The organism is Mycoplasma hafezii (assembly GCF_049942695.1).
GTDB lineage: Bacteria > Bacillota_I > Bacilli_A > Mycoplasmatales > Metamycoplasmataceae > Mycoplasmopsis > Mycoplasmopsis hafezii.
This window is the reverse complement of sequence record NZ_CP187940.1, coordinates 621,944-645,402: the sequence shown is the minus strand read 5'-3', so window position 1 is coordinate 645,402 and position 23,459 is coordinate 621,944. Positions and strand designations below refer to the sequence as shown.

Annotated in this window: 26 protein-coding genes and 1 tRNA gene; 14 read left to right on the top strand and 13 right to left on the bottom strand. The window is 27.8% G+C overall.

The window, feature by feature from the left end:
• Positions 1-21: 21 nt before the first annotated feature.
• Positions 22-1,395 (bottom strand): dihydrolipoyl dehydrogenase family protein, encoded by a 1,374-nt coding sequence (locus tag ACPYPZ_RS02510; protein ID WP_426461004.1) that lies wholly within the window; start codon positions 1,393-1,395, stop codon positions 22-24.
• Positions 1,396-2,578: 1,183 nt separating this feature from the next.
• Here ACPYPZ_RS02510 and ACPYPZ_RS02505 point away from each other — a divergent pair.
• Positions 2,579-2,998 carry a hypothetical protein gene (locus ACPYPZ_RS02505; RefSeq protein ID WP_426461003.1) on the top strand — a complete coding sequence of 140 codons (420 nt, stop codon included), beginning with the start codon at positions 2,579-2,581 and terminating at the stop codon, positions 2,996-2,998.
• Positions 2,999-3,074: 76 nt separating this feature from the next.
• On the opposite strand, the gene fba is transcribed toward ACPYPZ_RS02505, so the two are convergent.
• From fba to argS, 3 genes are all read right to left on the bottom strand, one after another.
• Positions 3,075-3,941: a class II fructose-1,6-bisphosphate aldolase gene (gene fba / locus ACPYPZ_RS02500; protein WP_426461002.1), complete on the bottom strand. Its 867-nt coding sequence runs from the start codon at positions 3,939-3,941 to the stop codon at positions 3,075-3,077.
• A 16-nt stretch (positions 3,942-3,957) separates the two neighbouring features.
• Positions 3,958-4,245 carry a DNA-directed RNA polymerase subunit delta gene (gene rpoE, locus ACPYPZ_RS02495; RefSeq protein ID WP_426461001.1) on the bottom strand — a complete coding sequence of 96 codons (288 nt, stop codon included), beginning with the start codon at positions 4,243-4,245 and terminating at the stop codon, positions 3,958-3,960.
• A gap of 101 nt (positions 4,246-4,346) precedes the next feature.
• Positions 4,347-5,996 (bottom strand): arginine--tRNA ligase, encoded by a 1,650-nt coding sequence (gene argS, locus ACPYPZ_RS02490; protein ID WP_426461000.1) that lies wholly within the window; start codon positions 5,994-5,996, stop codon positions 4,347-4,349.
• Between the two features lie 171 nt (positions 5,997-6,167).
• Between argS and ACPYPZ_RS02485 the strand changes: the two genes are divergently transcribed.
• The 8 genes from ACPYPZ_RS02485 (at position 6,168) to ACPYPZ_RS02450 (ending at position 11,962) form a co-directional block, all read left to right on the top strand.
• On the top strand, positions 6,168-7,403 hold the full coding sequence (locus ACPYPZ_RS02485; RefSeq protein ID WP_426460999.1) for a class I tRNA ligase family protein: 1,236 nt from the start codon (positions 6,168-6,170) through the stop codon (positions 7,401-7,403).
• A gap of 39 nt (positions 7,404-7,442) precedes the next feature.
• A complete protein-coding gene (gene rlmB, locus ACPYPZ_RS02480) occupies positions 7,443-8,147 on the top strand; it encodes a 23S rRNA (guanosine(2251)-2'-O)-methyltransferase RlmB (protein WP_426460998.1) in 705 nt (234 codons plus the stop codon).
• On the top strand, positions 8,140-8,730 hold the full coding sequence (locus ACPYPZ_RS02475) for a hypothetical protein (protein WP_426460997.1): 591 nt from the start codon (positions 8,140-8,142) through the stop codon (positions 8,728-8,730). The genes rlmB and ACPYPZ_RS02475 overlap by 8 nt, the downstream gene beginning before the upstream one ends.
• 38 nt (positions 8,731-8,768) lie before the next feature.
• Positions 8,769-8,918 carry a 50S ribosomal protein L33 gene (gene rpmG / locus ACPYPZ_RS02470; RefSeq protein ID WP_426460996.1) on the top strand — a complete coding sequence of 50 codons (150 nt, stop codon included), beginning with the start codon at positions 8,769-8,771 and terminating at the stop codon, positions 8,916-8,918.
• Positions 8,918-9,187: a preprotein translocase subunit SecE gene (secE, locus tag ACPYPZ_RS02465; RefSeq protein ID WP_426460995.1), complete on the top strand. Its 270-nt coding sequence runs from the start codon at positions 8,918-8,920 to the stop codon at positions 9,185-9,187. The genes rpmG and secE overlap by 1 nt, the downstream gene beginning before the upstream one ends.
• 19 nt (positions 9,188-9,206) lie before the next feature.
• Positions 9,207-9,803, top strand: a complete 597-nt coding sequence (gene nusG / locus ACPYPZ_RS02460; protein WP_426460994.1) for a transcription termination/antitermination protein NusG — start codon at positions 9,207-9,209, stop codon at positions 9,801-9,803.
• A 72-nt stretch (positions 9,804-9,875) separates the two neighbouring features.
• Positions 9,876-9,949 (top strand) — tRNA-Gly (locus ACPYPZ_RS02455).
• Positions 9,950-10,312: 363 nt separating this feature from the next.
• Positions 10,313-11,962: an IS1634 family transposase gene (locus tag ACPYPZ_RS02450; RefSeq protein ID WP_426460993.1), complete on the top strand. Its 1,650-nt coding sequence runs from the start codon at positions 10,313-10,315 to the stop codon at positions 11,960-11,962.
• 91 nt (positions 11,963-12,053) lie between these two features.
• On the opposite strand, the gene ACPYPZ_RS02445 is transcribed toward ACPYPZ_RS02450, so the two are convergent.
• The 6 genes from ACPYPZ_RS02445 to gmk form a co-directional block, all read right to left on the bottom strand.
• Positions 12,054-12,665 carry a hypothetical protein gene (locus tag ACPYPZ_RS02445; protein ID WP_426460992.1) on the bottom strand — a complete coding sequence of 204 codons (612 nt, stop codon included), beginning with the start codon at positions 12,663-12,665 and terminating at the stop codon, positions 12,054-12,056.
• A gap of 77 nt (positions 12,666-12,742) precedes the next feature.
• A complete protein-coding gene (locus tag ACPYPZ_RS02440; protein WP_426460991.1) occupies positions 12,743-13,417 on the bottom strand; it encodes a ribulose-phosphate 3-epimerase in 675 nt (224 codons plus the stop codon).
• 37 nt (positions 13,418-13,454) lie between these two features.
• Positions 13,455-14,300, bottom strand: coding sequence for a ribosome small subunit-dependent GTPase A (gene rsgA / locus ACPYPZ_RS02435; RefSeq protein WP_426460990.1), 846 nt, complete (start codon positions 14,298-14,300; stop codon positions 13,455-13,457).
• Positions 14,300-15,295 (bottom strand): serine/threonine-protein kinase, encoded by a 996-nt coding sequence (locus tag ACPYPZ_RS02430; RefSeq protein WP_426460989.1) that lies wholly within the window; start codon positions 15,293-15,295, stop codon positions 14,300-14,302. Before ACPYPZ_RS02430 ends, rsgA begins: the two co-directional genes overlap by 1 nt.
• Entirely contained in the window at positions 15,282-16,058 is a 777-nt protein-coding gene (locus ACPYPZ_RS02425) for a PP2C family protein-serine/threonine phosphatase (RefSeq protein WP_426460988.1), read from the bottom strand. The genes ACPYPZ_RS02430 and ACPYPZ_RS02425 overlap by 14 nt, the downstream gene beginning before the upstream one ends.
• A complete protein-coding gene (gene gmk, locus ACPYPZ_RS02420) occupies positions 16,051-16,656 on the bottom strand; it encodes a guanylate kinase (RefSeq protein ID WP_426460987.1) in 606 nt (201 codons plus the stop codon). Before gmk ends, ACPYPZ_RS02425 begins: the two co-directional genes overlap by 8 nt.
• Positions 16,657-16,834: 178 nt before the next feature.
• Between gmk and ACPYPZ_RS02415 the strand changes: the two genes are divergently transcribed.
• The 4 genes from ACPYPZ_RS02415 to ACPYPZ_RS02400 are packed head-to-tail and all read left to right on the top strand — an operon-like array spanning position 16,835 to position 20,568.
• Complete coding sequence (locus tag ACPYPZ_RS02415; RefSeq protein ID WP_426460986.1) at positions 16,835-18,052, top strand: restriction endonuclease subunit S; 1,218 nt, start codon at positions 16,835-16,837, stop codon at positions 18,050-18,052.
• Positions 18,042-18,875 carry a tRNA pseudouridine(55) synthase TruB gene (gene truB, locus ACPYPZ_RS02410; protein ID WP_426460985.1) on the top strand — a complete coding sequence of 278 codons (834 nt, stop codon included), beginning with the start codon at positions 18,042-18,044 and terminating at the stop codon, positions 18,873-18,875. Before ACPYPZ_RS02415 ends, truB begins: the two co-directional genes overlap by 11 nt.
• Positions 18,875-19,693: a YcsE-related riboflavin metabolism phosphatase gene (locus tag ACPYPZ_RS02405; RefSeq protein ID WP_426460984.1), complete on the top strand. Its 819-nt coding sequence runs from the start codon at positions 18,875-18,877 to the stop codon at positions 19,691-19,693. The genes truB and ACPYPZ_RS02405 overlap by 1 nt, the downstream gene beginning before the upstream one ends.
• Positions 19,693-20,568, top strand: coding sequence for an FAD synthase (locus tag ACPYPZ_RS02400; protein WP_426460983.1), 876 nt, complete (start codon positions 19,693-19,695; stop codon positions 20,566-20,568). Before ACPYPZ_RS02405 ends, ACPYPZ_RS02400 begins: the two co-directional genes overlap by 1 nt.
• Positions 20,569-20,576: 8 nt before the next feature.
• On the opposite strand, the gene ACPYPZ_RS02395 is transcribed toward ACPYPZ_RS02400, so the two are convergent.
• From ACPYPZ_RS02395 to ACPYPZ_RS02385, 3 genes are all read right to left on the bottom strand, one after another.
• Positions 20,577-21,428 (bottom strand): hypothetical protein, encoded by an 852-nt coding sequence (locus ACPYPZ_RS02395; protein ID WP_426460982.1) that lies wholly within the window; start codon positions 21,426-21,428, stop codon positions 20,577-20,579.
• A 66-nt stretch (positions 21,429-21,494) separates the two neighbouring features.
• A complete protein-coding gene (locus ACPYPZ_RS02390) occupies positions 21,495-22,373 on the bottom strand; it encodes a hypothetical protein (protein WP_426460981.1) in 879 nt (292 codons plus the stop codon).
• 112 nt (positions 22,374-22,485) lie between these two features.
• The gene (locus ACPYPZ_RS02385; protein WP_426460980.1) at positions 22,486-22,881 is read right to left on the bottom strand and encodes a hypothetical protein; all 396 of its coding nucleotides are present in this window, start codon (positions 22,879-22,881) and stop codon (positions 22,486-22,488) included.
• Positions 22,882-23,114: 233 nt separating this feature from the next.
• On the opposite strand from ACPYPZ_RS02385, the gene rpsO reads away from it, so the two are divergent.
• Complete coding sequence (gene rpsO / locus ACPYPZ_RS02380) at positions 23,115-23,381, top strand: 30S ribosomal protein S15 (RefSeq protein ID WP_426460979.1); 267 nt, start codon at positions 23,115-23,117, stop codon at positions 23,379-23,381.
• Positions 23,382-23,459 lie beyond the last annotated feature (78 nt).

Here is a 23,459-nt window from a genome sequence, read left to right as displayed (position 1 = left end):
GCATTGTTTCAATGCTGTTTTTTATTTTAAAATATCATTTAAGCTTTCAGTAAAAGTAGGATGTGTATAAATAAAATCTCTTAAATATTGATATTTTAATTTTAATTTAATTGCAAGGGTTAAAATATTAATCATTTCATGTGCTTCATAATTCATTAAAGTTGCACCAATAATTTCATCATTTTCATTAATTAAAATTTTATTAAAACCATCTGTTTGATTAATTACGTGAGCTTTAGGAATTCCAGAAGTTGGTAAATATTTTTTAATATATTTAATATTTTTTGCAGTCGCTTCTTTTTCATTATAACCAACACGTGCATAGGTTGGACTTAAAAAAGTAGATCAAGGTAATAAGTCACGATCTTTTAAAGTGTATTTTTTAGGAGTATTTAATCAATTAGAAAGTAAAATTCTACTATCATCCAGTGATACATAAGTAAACATTGGTCCGCCTTTAACATCACCAATTGCATAAACATCCTTAACTGTTGTTTCTAGGTAATCATTGACAACAATTGCTTGGTTTTTGGTTTCAATACCAACTGCTTCTAAGTTTAAATTTTGTGTATTAGGAACACGACCAGCAGCGATTAAAACATTATCAAATGTTTGTGTGTAAGTTTGGTCGTTTTGTTTATAAGTAACAACAACTTGATTATTTTGATTTTTAAACTCTAAAACTTGAGTATTAAATTTTAAATCAATCCCTTGTTTTGTTAATAATTCTTTAACGTAATTTGAATCTTCAAGATCTTCGCTAGGCATAAATGAGTCATTATGTTGCATTACTGTCACTTTTGATCCGAATTGATTGAAGTAATTTGCAAATTCTAAACCAATAAATCCAGCACCAATTACTAGCATTTCTTTAGGTAATTGTTCTAATTCTAGTGCTTGATTACTATAAATAATTCCTTGTGTATTTTCAATTCCTTTAATATCTAGTTTTCTAAATGAAGCACCGGTGTTGATAATGATTTTATCACCAGTTAGTTCAATTAACTCATCTTTTAATTGAACACTTATGACTTTAGAATCTTTAAAAGATGCAGTTCCCAAATATAAATCAACATTTTCTAATGTATCTAAAATACTAAAGTTTTTGTTGTTTAGTTTTTTAACAAATTCACGTTTATGTTTTAATGATGCTTGATAGAATTTATTATTTAATTCATAATCAGTTGCTAAATCTAATTTACGTACTTCATCTAATGCTTGTGCACTATGAGCAAAAGCTTTTGAAGGTAGGCAACCAACATTAATACATGTTCCACCATACATTAATGAATCTTTTTCAATCAATGCTATTTTTCAACCTTGTTTTCCTAATGAAGCAGCTAAGGTTTTTCCACCTTTACCTCATCCGATAATAATTAAGTCGTATTTTTTCATATTTACCTCTTTTATAGAAATATTCAATTTCTTATTATATTAATTATAACTAAAAAAGTAAAAACATTAAAAAATTAAGAAAAATAAACGTTTTTTGATGTTTTTACTTTTATAAATTTATTCAATCACTTAAAAATAATTTAATTTAAAATTTAAATATAAGTTATTGTGATAAATTATCTAATTTAATATGAAATAAATTTAAATTATTTTCATATTTCGTTTATTTTATGAAAATTGAATTATGTTTTTAAATATAAATTCAATAAAATTTTATATAGATAACTTACAAAACTTATGGTTTAAATGAAATAGATAGGAAGCAAATATTATGGATATTAAAAGTTTAGATAGGTAAATCAAGACAGATACTTTAGTTAAATTGGATTTAACTTATAGAATATATAATGCATTTAAATTATTGATTCTTATATTCTTACCATTTTTCTTAAAAGCAATTTACAATATAACACAAAATGAATGAAAAATCGAAGGGTTTTCGCTTGATAGAATCATAATGAGCAAAAATATTACTAACTTTTCAATCATTTTATTTCCACTTGTTTTTATTGGTATGTTTATAATGATATTTTTAATCTGGTATCAACTAAAGCGTATAGAATGACTTAATTCTGAAATTATAAAAAGAAGAAATATCTTTTTTAAACTGACTTGAGTTTTTATCTTTAAAACGTCACACTTAAAAGATATTTATTATGTAAATAATGTCAAATTATCATTAAAAAATTATTTCAAAATTCATTTTATATTGAATTTGTTCCTTCTATTAGTAAGTATTGCATCATTTATGAGATACTTAGAAGATAATTCAATTACTATTCCTTGACAAATGGCTTTTATGTCTTGTGTAATCATTGTATTTGTGATTTTTATTATAGTGTTTGCTATATTACCACTTTTAAACTATAAATCTTTAAAATTATTTTTTATGGAACATTTTAGTGATAATAATGATTTAAGTCGATACCATTGAGAAAATCCTTTAATAGATTTTGTTGTATTTTTTGGTACATGTGTGACTTTACCTTTTTTTATAGTTACTTGAATTGTTGTGAATAGTTATTTATTTACACAATTACAATCTGACGATCCTTTTTGAACATTTATATATTTTATTGCTTTTATGTTTTTAGCTATTTTTTCTTTATTTTCTTTAATTATAATGGTGAGAAGATTTAATAAATTCAGTAACAACATCCAAGAAAATTACACAGTTTATAACAGTGAAGATAGTACATTTAAAAAGTTTCAATCTAAATTAATAAAATCTTGATATTCTACACATTCAAATATTCCTTATCAAACATTAAAAACCGATTTAGAATTAGAAAACAAATATAATATCAATTTGATTTATTATTCATCAATTATGTTATTTGGACTTATATATAGTCTTTTAGGTATTTTATATACTAAGAATTATTGAAGTATTGAAGGAGCACAATATTTTGCAACAAATGCTTTAATTTGAATGGTTTACACTCTTTCAATCTATTCTTTTATAAGTTTCATTGTTCTTTCTATTATTAATATTAGAATTAGAAAGATACAAATTAAAGTGATAGATCAGTACTTTATTTAGATTTAAAAATCAGCAGACATTAACTGCTGGTTTTTTAATACAAAAAGAAAACTCGCTATTGCGAGTTTCAAGAATACTAAGCTTTGTTGTTTGAACCAAATTCTCTAATTTTAGCTTTAACTGTTTCACACATAGCATCAAAACCTGGTTTGTAAAGTTTTCTAGGGTCGAAGTTTTTACCTTCTAAGTCTTTTCCACTTTCAATGTAAGCTCTTAAAGCTTTGTGGTTTGCTTGTTGAAGTTCTGTGTTAACGTTAATTTTTGTAATTCCTAAGCTAATTGCTTTTTGAATTTGTTCTGTAGGAATACCGCTTCCACCGTGAAGTACGATTCCAATTCCAGCAGCTTGTGAAATTTTTTCTAATGTTTCAAAGCTTAATGATTTTCATGTTGTAGGGTATGGACCGTGAATGTTTCCAATCCCTGCAGCTAATACATCAATTCCAAGTTCAGCCATTTTTCTAGCTTCTTCTGGATCTGCGAATTCACCATTTCCAACAATACCATCTTCTTCACCACCGATTGTTCCAACTTCGGCTTCCATTGACATGTTTCTTGATTTAGCTAATTTAACTAATTCTTGTGTTTTTTCGTAGTTTTCTGCGAATGGAGCGTGTGAACCATCGAACATAATTGATGTGTAAGCTTCATTTTCGATAGCTTTTTTACATCCTTCGTATGAACCGTGGTCTAAGTGTAATGCTACTGGAACTGTGATGTTTAAGTCTTTAATTAAACCTAAAACCATTCCTCCAACAACATTCATTCCACCCATGTATTTTAAAGCACCTTCACTTGTTGCGACAATAACAGGTGAGTTTTCTTCTTGTGCTGTAAGTAAAACAGCTTTAGCTCACTCTAAGTTGTTAATGTTAATGTGAGGAACTGCGTATTTACCTTGTTTTGCTTTTTTAAGCATTTCTGTTGCGTTTACTAATGCCATATTTATCTCCTTAATATTATTTATTAAACACTTCGTATGTAGTACTTATTCAAGTACCATCAGGGTTTCTTGTGAATCTTTTATCTACTGTAAGTAATCTGTATAATTCACCTAATTTTTTAGTTCTGATTTTTTCGTAAGCTTCTTCCTCAGGAAGATCTTCGTATTTTGAACCTAAGTCGTGAACTCATTTATCTTTTAATTCACTTTCGACTGCATCGAAAAGTTCATCAAAAGTATATGATTTAGCAGTATTTTCAGAAATTTTTGCGATTGCAATTTCTAGCATTGTTTTTGTTTTCATGTTGGTCCTTTCACAATACTGTTATTATAATATAGTTTTTTAACTTTTTTATAGTTGTATTTTACTAATATTTTATTTTTTAATGGAAACTTAACCACATTTTACATACTATCAGGAGCAGAAACACCAATTAAGCTTAATCCTAGTGCTAAAACAATTTTAGTAGCTTTAACAAGAGCTGCGTATTCTGCTTCATTTTCGTGTCCAATTAATTTAGTTTCTGAATAAAAACTATTAAATAATTTCGCTAAGTTAATTAAATATTGACTCATTAAGTTAACTTTTCCAGTTTGAACGATAGTTCTAACTAATTCAGGTAATTCATCTAAAGCTAAAATAATTTTTTTAGCTTTATCTGTATAAACAATTTCATTTAAACTTGCAGCTTGTAATCTTTGAAGCAAGCTAACACTTCTTGAGTGTGAGTATTGAACGATAAATACTGGGTTACTTGCATCTTTTGAGTTTGCAAAGTCGATATCAAAATCAAATTTATTGTTGATTTCTCTAGTTAACATTGTAAAACGAATTGCATCTGGTGAACTAACTTCAAGTAAATCTTCTAAAGTTACACTAGTTCCTGCACGTTTAGACATTTTGAATTCTTGCCCATCTTTAATTAATCTTACAAGTTGAATTGTGTAAATATCAAGGTCATCTGGATTATATCCTAAACATTGCATAGCGATTTTTACACGTGCGATGTATCCACTGTGATCTGCACCTCAAATGTTAATTAATTTATCAGCTTTTTCAAATTTAGTTTGGTGGTAAGCAATATCAGGTAATAAGTATGAATCACTTCCGTCACTTTTAATTAAAACTCTATCTTTATCATCACCATATTTAGTAGTTCTTAAAAATAAAGCACCTTCTTCTATATATGTGTCTTGTTTTAATTCTTCAACCACTTTTTTGGTTAATCCTCTTGCTTTAACTGCTTTTTCACTTGAGTATGTATCTAAAGTAATATTTAATTTAGCAATATCGCTTTTAATTTTGTCTAATAAAATTTGTGTTACAACATTTTTAAATTCAGCAAATAATTCATCTGTGAAGCTAACAAATTTATCACCATATTTTGCTTTAACTTGTTCAGCTGCTCAAATAATATCAGCTCCACGGTAGCAATCTTCTGGCATTTGTTCTTCAATTCCAAATAATGCTAAATATCTTACACGTGTTGAATTTCCTAAGACATTAATTTGGTTTCCTGCATCATTTACGTAGTATTCGCTTTCAACATTGTGTCCAGCGTGTCTAAAAATTCTAACTAATGCATCACCATAACAAGCACCACGTGCGTGTCCGACATGTAAGAAACCTGTTGGGTTAGCTGAAATATATTCAATATTAATATTTTCAGGTGTTACAACATTTTTACCGTAATTATTTTCTTGTTCTAAAATTGTTTTAACTACAGAGTTAAAAGCAAAGTCTGAAAGTACGATATTAATAAATCCAGGTGTAGCAATGTCAACTACTTTAAATAATTTGCTATCTCTTAATTTATTAGTTAAGTGTTCAGCAATTTGAATTGGAGCTGCTTTTTTATATTGTTTTAAAATAAAAGCAATATTAGTTGCATAATCATACACAACTTGTTCAGCATTAAGTTTTTCTGGAACTTTTGCTTCATTAAGATTAAATACTAAACTTTGAGCATCGAATTCTGCATCAAAGTAAGCTTCTTGTTGTAATTCTTGAATTTTGTTTAAAATCTCTTGTTTTACAGATTGTTTGAGTGTCATTATTCTCCTTTTGAAAGTAAATGTACTATATAATAAATTAAATTTATTATATAAAAAATGCTGTAAAAATATACGCTTATTTTAAGCAAATATACTAAAAAATTCAAAAAAATTATTTTTAACCTAAAAACTCCCTTAAATGAGTTAAATAATCGATATAATAAGGAAACTATGGAAGATATTTATAAAGTTTATGTATGTGGACCAACAGTTTATAATGATGTTCACATTGGTAATATGCGACCAATAATTACAATGGATTTAATTTTAAAAGCTGCTAGATTTTTAGGTATTAAATTTGAATTCGTGCATAACATTACTGATATTGATGACAAGATAATTAATAAAGCTTTAAGTGAAAAAGTTTCTGAAAACGAAATTGCTACTCGGTACGGAAATAAGTATTTAGAATTATTAAAAGATTTTAATGTTGATACTATTTCCAAAATTGAGTATGTCACTGAAAATTTAAATACAATTAATGACTTTATCCAAGAGCTAATTAACTCAGAAAACGCTTATTATGATGAACAAAAAAACATTTGATTTGATGTAGCAAAAAACAAAGCTAATTATGGACAAGTATCAAATCAAAAACTTGATAATATGCAATTTGAAGACCAAAGCTATCAAAAACGTTTTCCAGCTGATTTTGCTTTATGAAAAAATACTAACGTTGGAATTACATACAAGTTAGGAATTGGTACAGGACGTCCAGGGTGACATACTGAATGCGCTGCTTTAATTTATAAAAACTTCGGCAATGCTGGTGTTGATGTACACGGTGGAGGTATGGATTTAACTTTTCCACATCATGAAAATGAAAATATTCAATATTTAGCTTTAACTAACCAAAGTATTGCAAAAGAATGATTAAGAACAGGTCAAATTAATTTAAATGGTGAAAAAATGTCTAAATCACTACAAAATGTGATTTTAGCTAAAGACTTTTTAAATCAATATCCTGCTGATTATCTTAAAACTATTTTCTTATTAAATAGTTTTACAGGATTAATTAATATCGATGATAACTTATTAAATAACGTAACTAAATTGCATAAGAAAATCAAAAAGATTTACTTTAATGCTGCATTGCAAAAGCTTGATGTTACTAAAAATGAAAAAACAGATATAGCAACAAATATTTTAAGAATGATTTTCGAACGTAAATTTAGTAACTTCAATAAGTCTGTCAATGATTTAATTAAAAAAATTAATACTGAAAATAATCCGACAGATATGCAAGATTTAATTACAATCTTTAACCAATTAGGATATCAATTTAAAGATTTTGAATATAGTAAATTTGTTGCGACTTATCAAGAATGAAAAGAATTAGTTGCTAAAAAAGACTTTGCAAATGCTGATGCATTAAGAGATATTCTTGCAAAAAATGATTTAATCTAAAAAAGATGAACTAAAAACAAACAAAAGGACATATAAAATATGAAACAATTATTAATGTGTGGAAGAAATTCTGTACTTGAAGCAATTCAAAACGGAATGAAAGTTGAAAAAGTTTATTTATTAAACAAAGACAACGCAAAATATTTACCTAAAAATATTAAGGTAGAAGTTAAAGATATGAATTTCTTTAAAAATCTCACAAATGAAAATCACCAAGGTTTTATCGCTTTAATTAAACCCTTAGAGTATAGCGATCTTAATTTGTTAATTAAAAGACAACCTAAAATTGTTTTAATGTTAGATCATATTCAAGATCCGCATAATCTTGGTGCTATTATTCGTACTGCAAATGCCGCAGGAATTAAAGATATTATTCTACCAAAGGATAACTCTGCAGAAGTTAATAACTCTACAGTACTCAAAATTAGTTCAGCAGGTTTTGTTGGAATGAATTTTTATAGAGTAAATAGTTTAAGTGCAACCATCACTAAAATGCAAAAAGCTAATTACTGAGCTTATGCAACAACTTTAAATGAAACAGCGACACCACACACCAAAACTAACTATAATGATCCTTGCGTTATAGTTATGGGAAACGAAGGTGATGGAGTATCAAAAAGCGTTATGTCTGTTGTAGACCAAGCTGTTTATATCGAACAATTCGGAACTGTGCAATCACTTAATGTGTCTGTTGCTACAGGGATTATTTTGTTTGATGCAATCAATAAAATTAATAATGATTAATCTTCCAAATGAATTACCAGAACAAATTCTAAATTTCTTTCATTTATCTAATTCAAGAAAAATCACCAAAGAAAAAATCATCTATAATTTTGAAAACTATCATTATCCTAATATTTGTATTCTTGCTCGTAAAATTAAACGAATGATTGGTGAACATCATTTTGAGTTTGTTGAAGTTTATAACCATTTATTGTTTGAAAGTTTTGAATGTATTAAAACATATTTAACTACCGATCGATTCAGAAAGATTAATTTCGATTCGTTTTTTTGAACGCATTTAAAATTACAAACTTTAAATTATTTTAATAAAATCAATAACAAACAGTTTAGATTTGAAAGAAATCTCGCTCATAAACAATATACGAATAACTTTATTCGTAATTTACATCAAGAACTAAATAAAGAGAATGTTCAAAGTAACATGGAAAGTTTTTTAGAACTGCAAAATAGGCTTAAAAGTCAATTAAATAAAACTGAACAAGAAATTTTAAATAATTTTTTAGTTTCAAAACAATGAAGTTTTATTACCACTCAACGTAGAAATAAAATGTTAGAAAGTATTCAAGAGAAAATACTCTTTTAACTGTTTTAAATAAAATTGCTATATGTTAAAATTAATGTATGAATAACAATAAAGTATCAATAGCATGTGAAGAATGCAAAAAGAAAAATTATGTAAAAAATAAAAGTGCTGGTAATGCAGCGAGAGTGCAAATTAAAAAATTCTGTCCTCACTGTAAAAAACACACTTTACACAAAGAGGAAGTTTAATGTTTCAACGTAAAAAAGAAAAAATTAATTACGCAGTTGCTACCGAAGAACAACTTAAAGAACGTGGTAAACAAAAAAGATATTTCTTTCGGAGAGTAGCAAAAGAAATTAAAAGAGTTAGATGACCAAGTGGGTCAACTAACTGAAAAAACTTCGTTAAAATCATTATCTTCACAATTATTTTTGTTTTATTTGTTTACGCTGTATCAATTGGTTTTCAATCATTATGAAATGCAATTGGTGCAAATGGTTCATCAGTATCAATTTAAATAAGTAGAAGAGGTTAAAATGAATAATTTCAAGTGATATATGATTTCTACAATTAGAGGAAAAGAAGAAAACGTTGTAGAAGCACTTAACAACCGTATTTTTGCTGAACAAGTTGAAGGAAACTTTGATTTAGAAGCAACAGAAAATGGTCCATTTAGAATTTTTAAAAGACCAACACTTACACCAAAAGAATTAGATAAAAAAATTCACGGTGACACATATAAAGTTAAATGAGTTAACTTATATCCAGGATACATTTTTGCAAAAATGGATATGACTGACAAAGCTTGATTTGTTATCCGTAACACACAATATGTTACAGGGCTAGTCGGATCATCAGGAAAAGGAGCAAAACCAACACCTGTTTCAGCTCTTGAAATACGTAAAATGTCTAAAGCAGAACAAGAAGCAATCGACTTATTCAACACAGGTAAGAACTTACTTGCTTTACAAGTAGGTGACTTAGTAGAAGTAATCGATGGTCCATATAAAGGTGAAATTGGTCCAATTGAAAAACTTAACGTTGAAGTAAATGAAGCTACTATTTCTATCGAAACATTCGGTAAAAAAACAATGGTTGAGCTTAACTTAGACTTACTTAAATTGAGTGAATAATAAAATTATTAAAAAAATTAAAAAATGCTTTGGTATTTAATAATAACGTGTTATAATATTAAAGCATTAAACGCGAGTGTAGTTTAATGGCAGAACTTCAGCCTTCCAAGCTGACTATGAGGGTTCGATTCCCTTCACTCGCTCCATTTCAATTTCATTTATTAAATTGTCCTTTAATTTTATTTTGATGACCCAAGAGGGTCATTTTTTTCGCGACTTTTTAAATTAGCAAGAAAAAATAGCAAGGGTTAATTTGCTATTCTTGTATTTGGTTTTTTAACTTTCTTAAAGAATGTAATGCAATTGTATGTGACAAATGTGATTGCCAAAATTAATGAGTAGATTGAAGTACATAAGAAAGGAATATATACATATGCTCCTGAGTTTCCGAGTTGGAAGCTCAATTTTTTATTCTAATTTTTTCTATTATTTACTATGTAAATAATAGGTAACACTAATTTTCTTATTTTTTTACTTGTATTACTTGTATAAAATGATATAATGAAAATATGGAAAAATTCATTGTCATCAAACATAAAAGAAAAGATCATACATATGTTTCGGTAGCAGTTTCAAACGGTTACGGAAAAGGTTATAGTAATCAAGTAGGAATTGGTAGGTTGGAAAAGTTAATGGAAATTGTTTCTGACCCAATTAGTGTTCTCAAAAAAGAAGCAGAAAAAATCCCTACTACTGAAAGCAAGGAAAAAGTTAAAGAAATTTTACTGAAATCATTAAATAGTCAAACCGTAGAAACAAAAACAGTTAAATATGGTGTTGAAACTATTTATAAAGTAATTGATAGTATGAATTTATTTTCAAACATTCAAAAATCTAAACATAAAGATTTAGATAAATTGTTGAAATACACAATTACTTCACGTATTTTAGACCCTACAAGTATGATCGGAATTTTTCAAAATAAACATAAATTTGTAGAAACTCCAGATGTTAAGAAAACGTCATTTTACGGTTTATTAGATTATATTTTCGACAAAAAAGATCAATTATTAATTAATTTAAACCAAAGAATAGGTGAATTAACAAATAGAAATGTGAATTTATTTTTCTTTGATTCAACCACAACTTACTTTGAAAGTTTTGTAAGAGATGGTTTAAGATATCCTGGTTATTCAAAAGAATGGAAAAATTTAAAGAAGATCAAGTTGTGATTGGAATGGCGACTGATATTAATGGAATACCAATACATTTTTAAAGTATTCAAGGGTTCTACTGCAGATTGCAAAACAATGATACCTTTTATGTTGGAAATAATGTCAATTTACAAAATTCAAAATGTCACAATTATTGCTGATAAAGGTATGAGTATCAACTCTAATATTCGTTTTTTAGAGCAACATAAAATTAACTATATTATTTCTTATAGACTAAAAACAAGTAGTAAAAAGTTTAAGGAATATGTTTTGGATGAAAGTGATTACATCGAAAAAAATAATATTAAATTTAAAGAAATGACATATGCTTCGCTTTTTAAAAGTAAAAGACCTAACGGTGAAGTTAGAAAAAGAATTATTACTTTCAGCGAAAGTCGTGCAGCAAAAGATAGAGAAGATAGAAAAACTTTAATAAACAATTTTAACAAAAGAAAAAATAAAGATGGTTATGTTAATGCAAATGACTTAACCGGTTCTAAAAAGTGTCGTTTTTTCAAACAAATTGGTAAATCTTACTATGAGTTAGATGTAGAAAAAATTCAACAAGATGAAAAATATGACGGTTATTACATTTACGAGACAAATAGATTTGATTTATCTCCGTTTGAAATAATTGATATTTACAGTCAACAATGACAAATAGAAGAAAACTTTAGAACATTGAAAACAGCTTTAGAAGTTAGACCAATGTATGTGTGAAAAGATGAACACATCATCGCACATTTTACATTATGCTTTATGTCGTTAGTTATTTTAAAATACTCACTTTATTTAGTAAATTCAACTTTGGAAAATAGTGGAGTTTTATATGAACATTACACAAACAAAAGATTTATTGAAGCTATTGTTTCAGCTGAATATTTTGTTAAGTATATAAACTCAAAAGAAGTAGAAAAAACTTTCATTGAAAATGAAGATAATAAAAAACAAGTACAAGATTACAAAACAATATCAAATATTGTAAATGCAATTTTGTACAAGTAATTTTATTTTAGGTTTACGAATACACCTATTTTTTAGGTGTATTTATTTTTACCTAGTTACAACTCGGAAACCCAGGAAAAAATAGCAAGGGTTAATTTGCTATTCTTGTATTTGGTTTTTTAACTTTCTTAAAGAATGTAATGCAATTGTATGTGACAAATGTGATTGCCAAAATTAATGAGTAGATTGAAGTACATAAGAAAGGAATATATACATATGCTGGGGTTATTTTAATACATACCATTTCAATAGAATGTTTAATGCATTCTTCATGTGATTCCGAATTTAGTGCTTGCACATATAAAACGACACCAAAAAATGTAAGAGACATAACGAATAAAATTAATAATGTAAAGATGATAAAACTAATTAAGACACCCTTAGAACCTTTTAGTTCAATTGCAGCAAGTTCATCTTTACGTTTTTTACTTAATGGTAACATGACCATTGGAAAGTTAATTTTGTGAGAAATAATAATGACTAAGTTATGTAATAGAATAAGTAATGTAATAAGCCATAAAGGACAGAATCAAACTAGTCAGAAAAATATTGGTTCGTTTCATGAAAGAGCTGCACCGTCATCAAATGTAATTGGAACATTTGAAAGAATTACACAAACAATAAAGAAAATAGATGTAAAGCCAAAAAGTGCACCATTGCATCAATTAACGATTAAGAAAGTACGGGTTTTATTTAAATGCATAATAACCTCGTGATTATTATATTCTTTTTTACTACTATTTATTAAAAATAAGTAATAAAAAAGTTGTCAGATGACAACTATTTATTATGATTTGCGTAACGACCAAGTACTGAGTCAATTCTTTCTTTAGTTGGTTCAAATACTAAGTATGTACCAGCAACACATGCATCAGCACCAGCGTGGAATGACTCTGGTCCTGTTTCACCGTTAATTCCACCATCGACTTGAATTAAGTAGTCATATCCATTTCTTGATCTTAATTCTTTTAATTCGTGAATTTTTTCAAGAGCAACAGGCATGAATTTTTGTCCACCCTTACCTGGTTCAACTGACATCACTAAAACTAAAGCTAATTTATTTAAATATTTTTTAATTTCAGAAACTCTAGTTTCTGGTTTAATTGCAAGTCCAATTTTAAGTTCGTGATGATATTCATTTAAAAAGTCTTCGAACTTTTCTTCATCATCCATAATAGCTTCGTAGTGGAATGTAATTACATCTACACTATCTTTAACTGAATCAACATATGAATATGGGTCAACCACCATAAGGTGAGCATCTTTCATATGTGGCAATCCTTTTGCTGCAATATTAGCAATTTCTTTTGGTGTAATAGCTGTGTTAGGAACAAATTCACCATCCATAATGTCGTAGTGAATTCATTTAATACCGTTTTGTACTAATGTATTAGCAACCTCTAATCTTTTTTCAGGTTCAACGTTTAATAAACTTGGTGTAACATATTTTTTCATTATATTTATTCTCCTTATGATAACTATTTAAATTATACTAGTCTAATTCTTTTTGTAGCTTTAAATAGTTCTCATATCTTAAAGTAGGTACTTCTAAAGTCCCTACTTTTTGTTTGACAGCACAGAAATTTTCAGGTTCATTTATGTGCAAACATGAACGGAATTTACATGTTTTAGCTAGCTCTTTAAAACTTTTAAAGCTTTGAGCAAGCTCTATTTTTGTCATATTCAGTTCTAACGATGAAAATCCTGGAGTATCAATTAAAAACCCTTCATTAAACGGAATGGCTTGTACAACTCTTGTGGTATGTTTTCCACGTCCGAGAGCTTTTGAGATTTGTTGAGTTTCAAAATCGTGATTTCCTAGGTAATTTAAAGTGGTGGTTTTTCCTACTCCACTTTGACCCATGAAAACTGAATATTCATCCTTGAAAAACGGATGCATAGCATCATAATAATTTGGATTATCATTATCAATTAAAAAGACTTGATAATTCATTCCTTGATAATAGTCTAGCCATTGCTTTGCAAGAACATTATCTAAATCAACTTTAGTTAAACATAAAAATGGAATAATGTTTTTGCTTTCAACAATGGCTAAATATTTATCAACTAAAAAACTTTGAAATTCAGGTTCTTTAATTGACATAAAAATAAACATTTGATCAATGTTAGCAACTTTAGGGCGAATGAATTCATTTTTACGTTCAAGCACTTTAGTAATTAAGTTATCTTTAACTTCAACTAAATCACCAACTACTGGTGTAACACCTTGGTATCTTAATTTACCAGCAGCTGGTATTTTTAAGGTTTCGTGTGTTTTATCATCGTATAAATGATAAATACCTGCAATAATTGAGTGAATACGAAAAATCTTTTCCATTATAAAAATACCACCAATAAAATAACTGTAATAATAATTGCAAGAATAAATAATATTGCACCAACTAAAAATCAATTAGAGTTTATAACATCTGGAATACTCTTTTTAGTTTGTAATGTTTTTGGAGATAAAGGTTTTTCTAAAAATCTTTCTTTATCTAAGCAAGTACTTAAATCATCAATAAATTCTCAAACATCTTGGTAACGATCGTTTGGGTTTTTAGCTGTAGCTTTAATAATAACATTCGCTAATGCTTGTTGAATATCTCTGAAACTACGAGGATCAGGAAATGTGTTTTTACGGTGCATTAAAATGGTTTGTGCTTCCACTTCACCTTCAAATGGATATTTTCCGATGATCATTTCAAAGAGTACAATTCCTAAGGCATAAATATCAACCGCTTTAGTAATCTTAGTGCTTTTAATTGAAAGTTCAGGAGCTGCATAGTATGGACTACATACTACAGCGTTAGTTTTAGTTAAACGTTGACTTTCTTTTGATAATGAAATTCCAAGGTCAACAACTTTAACTTCATGAGCTACGTTAACTAAAATGTTTTGTGATTTAATATCACGGTGAATAATTCCGTTAGCATGTAATTCACCTAGAGCTTCAGCGATTTGCTTAGCGTAGTAAACCGCTTGACGAGTTGATAAATATCCATTATCACTAATTTTTTTGTGTAATGTTGTTCCGTCAATATATTCCATTACGTAATATTGTTCTTTTTCATCTTCATAGTAATCGAATAATTTTGGAATATTTTTACAGTTAAGTCGACCAAGTAATTTACGTTCCGCAATAAAACGACTTAAATTGGTATTATTTAAGTCGTTATTACGGTATTTTAAAGCATAATATTGTTTGTTTTTTAAATCACGAACAAGATAAACAATACCCATGCCACCCTTACCGATAATACTAATTAATTCGTATTTGTCATATACTGTCGAATTATAAATAATATTATTAACTGGAACGTTATTTGGCATCATCTACCTCTACTTTTTCACGATTAAAATCAAGTACGATTGCACTCATATTATCGTTAGATTGGTTCATTGCAGCTTGTGCAATTAATTGATTTACAATAGCTTCAGGTGCTTTTGGTTGTTTAATGATATATTCAATTTCATTTAAAAACATAAATTCATGAACACCGTCTGAAGTTAGTAAGATTTTTTCAATTTTGTCGTAACTTTTTTCATCAAAGTCGTAAATTTCTACTGTTGTAGAGATTTTAGGCCCAAGAGCACTTGTTAAGTGTCTTGCGTTAGGTACTTGGTAGGCTAACTCTAAGTTAGCACCTTGTTCAATTAAAGAGTTAGCGACATTTTGGTCTTTAGTGATTTGAATTAATTCTAAATTGGTTGTATATGCATAAGCTCGTGAATCTCCGACGTTAAAAACAAAGAAACGTTTTTCATCAGGAATAATTAAACAAGCTACTAATGTGGTTCCCATTTGTGATTTTTCATAATCTGCTTCAGCAATTTTCTTTAAATCAGATTTAACAATTTCAATGGCTGATGTAATTCAATTTTTAGTTTCGATTGCATCAATAAAGCGAAAAGTTTCTTGAAATTCAATTCCAAGAGAATTAACAACTGTACTAGCTGCAATATCTCCAGCTAAATGTCCACCCATTCCATCGCAAAGTACTGCTAAAATTGCATTATCACGTTCGAAAACACCAACACGATCATCATTTTTAGGACGAATCTCACCTTTAGAAGAATTTGCAAAATAATTAATCAATTCCGATTTCCTTGTGTAAGATTGCTCTGATTTCATCAGCAGCACGTTCAGGTGAGTCGTTTATAATTTTGTATCTAAAAATTGAAGATTCTTCAATTTCGTGTTCAGCCTTTTTAAGACGTTTTTTAAGTGTTTCTTCATCTTCTGAACCACGTTTTAAAATACGAATTCGTAAGTCTTCCATTGTTGGAGGAAGTACAAAAATAGTGATTAAGTTATATTTATCAGCATTTTCACCACTAGAAAGTTTGTCGATAACTTGTTTTGCTCCACGTGTTTCAATTTCAAGCATTGGAACTTTGTGTTTTGCGTGGATTTTGTCTAATTCACTAAATAATGTTCCGTAGTAATTTCCTAAATGATATGAGAATTCTAAGAATTTGAATTTCTTGATTTTGTCACGAAATTCATCTTCATCAATAAAGTAGTAATGAATACCGTGTAATTCACCCTCTCTTCTTTTTCTTGTTGTTGCAGAGCAAGATAAAGATAGGTTAAGTTCTTCAAAGTCAAAAAGCAATCTTTCGATTGTTCCTTTACCTACTCCGCTTGGTCCACTAAAGATAATAATTGGCTTTTTATTCACTGTCTTATTCATAATTAAAATTTATTATAGCATTTTTTAATTTGCTTGGACTTGCAAAATTCAGTTTTTAACAAGTGTTTTAGTATTAAAAATACTAAAGCTTTTAATGTTTGCTTACGAAAAGTTATTCATTTTTTAACTATTTGAGGTTATTTTATATAATTTAAGAACTATTAGAAAGAGAGTTAAAATGAAACAATCAATTGATCACAAAATTATTGAAAAAATCAAACAATTAGATAGTACCAAAGTTGTTTGATTAACACTGAAAGAAGTGTTTGATATACGTGGTGGACAAAGTATTTCTACAAAAGTTAGCGAATTTTATGAAAATCCAACAATTGATGTTTTTTCTCTTAAAGATATAAGAGAACATGGTAGATTTTTAACCGATTCTATTTTAAAAGTAAATGCAATGGTTTTAGGAAATAGAAAATTATTTCCTAAAGATTCTATTATCATTTCGAATTCAGCAACTGTTGGTGAAATTGGTTATCTTGAAAAAGATGCGTGAGCTGATAGAAGATTTACAAATTTTGCGATTAAAGGTTATTTTAAAGAATATATAAGTCCTAAATTTGTTTATTATCTTTTCTTTATTCTTGTCGAGAGAATTGAAGGTAGAAACCTTAATAAAGGTGGTACGTTTAACTCTATTAATTTAAACTCTTTTTCTAATGAATTATTTCCGATTATTGATCTAGAAAGCCAAAAATTTATTGTTGAATCATTAGACGCTTTTACTGACCTTACGCATAACCTTACGCATGAGCTTATGCTAAGAAAACAACAATTAAATACGTACATAAAAAATACGTTTAAAAAAATTGACAAAAATTTTAAATTAAAATCGTATCTACTTGATGATATTGTAAAAATAGTTATAGGTAAAGATTTAGTCAATGTTCAAGGATCTTTACACAAAGATGATAAATATTACGTTCCAGTAATTGGAAACGGAAAAGATGAAAATATGATTTTCGGATATACCGATATTCCATATGTACCAAATAATTCTATTAGTATCTCTAGGGTAGGAACATTAGGATATGTTAAATATTTTAACGAACCTATTTATCCGGTCAGTCGTGTTTATTCTTTAACACAAGAAAAGACAGATATATTAGACTTAAAGTTTTTATATTTTTATCTGAAGTATATACACAAATTTGAAGCAAGAACTGGTGGAATTCCTTATATTGCAACTCCAACAGTAAGAGAGATATTGCTAACTTTACCAAATGTTGAAGTACAAAAAGAAGTATCTGATAAATTAACTTTTTTAGAGAACTTTATAGAAAATTCACTTAACGGATTACCTAAAATAATCGAACTCGAAAAACAACGTTATATCTACTATAGAAATAAATTGCTAGATTTTTCAGAAAGGACAGAAGATGTTTTATAAGTTCTATAAAAAATCAGGTGATTTTGCTAATCAAACAGTTCGAAAATTAGGTAGAGAACTAGGAACAAAGAAAATAGGGCATACTGGTATTTTAGATCCATTAGCTAGCGGTTTAATGATTATTGCAACAGAATCAGACACCAAGTTATTACAGTATATTGATGATAAAACAAAAACATATGTTACAACTTGTTTGTTTGGGTACTATTCTGACTCATATGATATAGATACAGAATATAAAAAAGTTACTGATAATTCAGTTACAAAAGAACAAATTGAACAAGCAATTTTAAAGATCAAACAGCAAACAACACAAATACCACCAATTTACAGTGCTAAAAAAATAAACGGACAAAAAGCTTATGATTTAGCAAGAAAAAATGTTGAGTTTGAAATCAAACCACAATCAATTACTATCTATGAATTAAAATTACTTGAATTTGATTTTGAGAAACAATGGGCTAAATTTGAAATGAAAGTTTCTGAAGGTGCATACGTTCGAAGTGTCTTAATGGATCTTGCTAAAGAATGTGATAATTCTTGTGTAATGGATTCGTTACTTAGAAAAGAATGTGGAAAAGTGAAATTAGATAATTTAAAAGAAAATGAATTAAGTGAAATTAGTTTAAACGAGTTATTTGTGTTACCAACCTTTGATTTAAATGATTATGAAAAAAATCAACTAAAGTTTGGACGTTCATTTACTAAAAGAAATGGTAAAGATGGAATTTATTTAGCTATAAATAATAATCAAGTAGCTAGTGTTGGTGAGGTTAAAGATGAAAAATTTTCACCAAAAAAAGTATTTATGGAAAGGTTATAATGAAAAACTTAAAGAAAACAATTAAAATAGCAGCTTTTGATGTCGATGGGACATTATTACCAAATGGAGAAACACGTTTTAGTGAAAACACAAGAAAAATGTTTCAAATGTTAAAAGATCAAGGGATTGTTACAGTAATTTCTACAGCCAGAGAGTTTGCGACAATTGGAGACTTTTTAGAACAACTTGCACCTGTAGATTACTTTATTGGTGCTAACGGTGCTTTTATTTGAGACAATAATAAAAAAGACTTTACTTTTAAAGCAACTTTAAAGAAAGAAGAAGTGATTGATATTTATCGTACTTTTGACGAAGAAATGGATGGATTCTCTGTATCAGACTTTGATAAAGTTTACAAATCTCCTTCTTTACAAACTACTTCATGATTTATTAGACCATTTGAACAAAATTATTATGATTTTGCTGAAGGTTACCTTTCTCGCACAGATTTATATGTAATTACTATCAACTCTGCACATAATACTAGAGAACTTAGCGATAAAATGTCTAAATACATCGAAGAAAAAGGTTATGAAATGGAAATTTCCGCTCGTTGATCAAGAGGATTTTTCATTTCTCCTAAGAACGTAACTAAAAGTCATACTTTAGAAATTTTAACTAAACAATTAGGTTACTCAATGGATAACTTAATTGCCTTTGGTGATAGTTCAAATGACTTTGAAATGATTCGTGATGCACATTATGGTGTAGCAATGGAAAGAGCTAACGATAAAATCAAACGTGTAGCAAATGATATTGCACTTGATTGTGAATACGATGGTGCTTACTGAAAATTAAAAGAGTTAAAATTAATCTAATGACACATTTTGTTGAACCAAAAGTCGAAATTGATGAAGATAGTATTTTAGTTATTCCGTTTGAATCTTTTACTCCACAAGAAAACGACGCTTTTATCATCGGAAGTTTCGAATCATTTCATAAAGGGCATTTTCTCTTATATCAAGAAATGCTACAAAAAGAAAAAGGAAGAAAAATATTAGTTACTTTTAGTAATGAAGACTTAATGCCTAAATTTAAAAAACAAGTATTTACTGATAATAATGCAAAATATTTAACAATGGCTCAATTGGAAATAGATGCAATTGTTGAACTTGTTTTTTCAAAAGTAGCACTTTTATCTGGTGAAGAATTTTTACAAAAATTAACTAATAATTTAAAATGTCAAATTATCGTTGGTGCTGATTTTAAATTCGGAAGAAATGCAAGTTGTGATGCAAGTGATATCCAAAGAATCTTACCTAATGCTGAAGTACATGCTTATAAACCTTATTTAGATAATAATCAAAAGGTGTCTACATCTAAATTAAAGGAAGAACTTTATGTAGGTAATGTGCAATACGTGAATGAATTATTGCCAGTTAGCGAATATGCTTTTAGTGCTTATTATAAAAAAGATGAGCCACTACAAACTTTTAAATATTTAACAGCGATGCATCCTGGAATTTATCTTGCAATTACTCAAATCGATAATATGTGTTTTTATGTGTTATTACACGTAAATATGCAACAAGAAAGATTTATTCATCCAATTGATTTAGATAATTTAAATATCAAAGATAATCAAATGATTTTAGTTACTGTTTTAAATAAAGTTAGACTGATTATTTCAAAACAAAAAGATAACGTAATGGAATTAGATTATCTTTCAGCTAAAGAACAATTTAACAAATAAAGCACAAGTTAATCACTTGTGCTCTTTTTTTCTGTTAGGATTTTGTTATATTCTTCGTATAGTTGTTTAAGTTTTTCTAGTAAATTTTCAATTTTGGTTATTGAATCGTCTTTAGTGCTCTTAGAAACTAAATCTTGAACGTAGTCAGAAAGTTTTTGGCTATTTGTTTTATCTACGACATTCGAAAGTTCAAATACTAATTCTTTGCATCTGCTTATTTGTTCATCTAACGATTCGTTTATTTTATTCAATTTTTCTTTATATTCTGCTATTGCAAAAACTTTTTTCATTCTTTCTACAAGAAAATCAGCAATTGAAAATGTTAATGTATCTTCATCGTTATTTGCAACTGCTTTAGCAATAGATTCTTTTAGGTTTGCAGCTGCAGTAAGTAATTCTTGTTTTTCTGTAGCTAATCCTTCATTTTTTAAAATTGGTCAATTGTTAACTTTATCGATTGTTTCATAATAAAATGCATCACCTTGTAATGCTCGGCTATATAATAAATATTCTTCTGCAAATTCTTTCTTTGCTTGAATGGTATATTTAGTATTCTCATTTTTAAGTTTTTGTGCTTCTGCAAAGTCATTCATTGTTTTTTGGTAATAACTACTTTTTTCAGCCATTTTCATTAAATCTTCTTTTTTAATTTCTTCTATAACATTATTAGCCATTCGAATATATTCATCACTTAGATTTATGGTGTTATTTTTTACAGTATAAGTAACTCCAACAGCTATACCAACAGAAATTAGTAAAGTTCCACCAAAAAATACTGAACTTCAAATTCTTTTTCATCTCTTATGTTTTTTAGTTTCTAAATCAGATGTAATTAATTGTTCTTTATTATTGTTTTCCATATTTTAATTTTAATAAATTCTATTGTTTATACAAAAAAAGCATAAAGTAGGTACTTTATGCAAATCTTATTTTTCTTTAAGGATATTATTGTAGGTATCAATTTGTTTTTCAAGGAATTGAAGTTCAGCTTGGGCAGCAACTAAATCCATATTTGAACTAGTAGAAACTTTATCTAAGTATGCTTTAAATTTCTTAGCATCTGCCTCTTTACCTGCGTTGGTTAATTTCTTAACTAAGTCGTTAGCTGTTACTTTTAATGTCGCAATTTGATCAGCAATTTTTGACACTTGTTCGTAGTATGCATTTAATTGTTCTTCAATTGGAGCAGCTTCACGAGCAAAATCAAATGATAAACTTAATGTTTCGATTGTTCCAGAACCATCGAATTGTTCTTGCAATACTTTACGATATTTATCAATTAAGTTTTGCAAGTCTTCACGTTGCATTGCTACACCACGGTTGTTTCACTTGGTATTAAGTTGTGACTCAACCATTACTAAGTGACTATCCACACTTAATGCCTCAATATATTTATTATATTTACTTTCGAATCTTCTTGCTCCGTATCCACTAATTGATTCTTCGTTGTTAATATATTTAGTTGCTTGATCATCTAGTTTTTTAGCTTCTGGATAAAATTTACTATTTTTTAGCACTTTACCGTATCTGTCATTTAAAGCTACAAATGTTTCGTGTTCTCTTTTAATTAAATCATCATATCTAGCACTTAAACGTCTATCGGTTTTATAAACAGCAACACCAACTGAGCATCCGATAACTGCAACTCCACCAAGAATTGGTAAAGCTCTAGTTAAGAATTTCTTTCTTTTATTAGTCTTTGGATCGTGTTCTGCTGGTTCAGTAATAAATAATACTTCTTTACTTTGTGTGTTATTTTCATTTTGAGTATTTAATGTTTCTAATTTATCTTTATCATTATTCATAAATATAATTTTAGTAAAAAATGTAAATTTAAAAAACAATTTTAAAAGAAAAAGCACAAAAAGTGCTTTTTTATTCTTTTTATTGTTAAAAATCAAACTTATTCGAATATTTTTATTTTTCTTTATTTTGTTCTTCGTCTTTTTTGTTTTCAATAGCTTCTGGTTCAACTACATCGGCAACTTCAACTTTAAGTCCTTTATTTCTTTCAGCAAGCATTCATCCTAAAGCGATTACTGAGATAACTGTTCCAATGAAACCGAAAATTAAACATCCTGTACCAACTCAAAGGGTGATTGATTGTGTTTTAAGTGAAACATTTCCTTTAACTTCTAAGTCTAAGTTAACTAGAATGTTAAAGACTAAAGCGGTAATTCAAGCTATTGTAAATAAAAAACCAAAAATAACATTTGCAATTGAAATAAAAAGTGTTGCTCAGAAAAAAATCATTAAAGCAAAGCATGCAATGTTAGAGGCAAGAGCAAAGATAATCTTTTTGTTTAAATTCATTATTAACTCCTTATAAGGTTGTTTGATTTATTTAACTAAATTATACAAATTTATTACAAATATATTCATTTGAAAAAATGATAAATTTCATAAAAATTTTAGTTTTTTATTGTTTTTATAAAATAAAAAACATATATAATTAACAAGCTAATTAGATTAGTAAACACAAATTTTAAGCTTGGTCAATATAAATATATTAGCTAGGTTTAAAACATAATAGAAGGAGAAATATTATGGTTTCAAAAGAAAGAAAAGCTGAATTAGTAAAACAATACGGTAAAAACGCTAAAGATACAGGGAACACAGTTGTACAAATCGCTATCTTAACAGAAGATATCGAAGCTTTAAAATCACACTTCAAAAACAACCCTAAAGACAACCACTCACGTAGAGGTTTCTTAGCTAAAATTTCACAACGTAAAGTTTTATTAAAACACCTTAAAGAAACAAATCTTGATGCTTACACAAAAGCTCTTCAAGACCTTAACATTCGTAAATAATATAAATCGCTATCTAGCGATTTTTTTTATACAAAAATCACTTATTAATCATTTGTTTTTGCTTAAAAAAACACACTT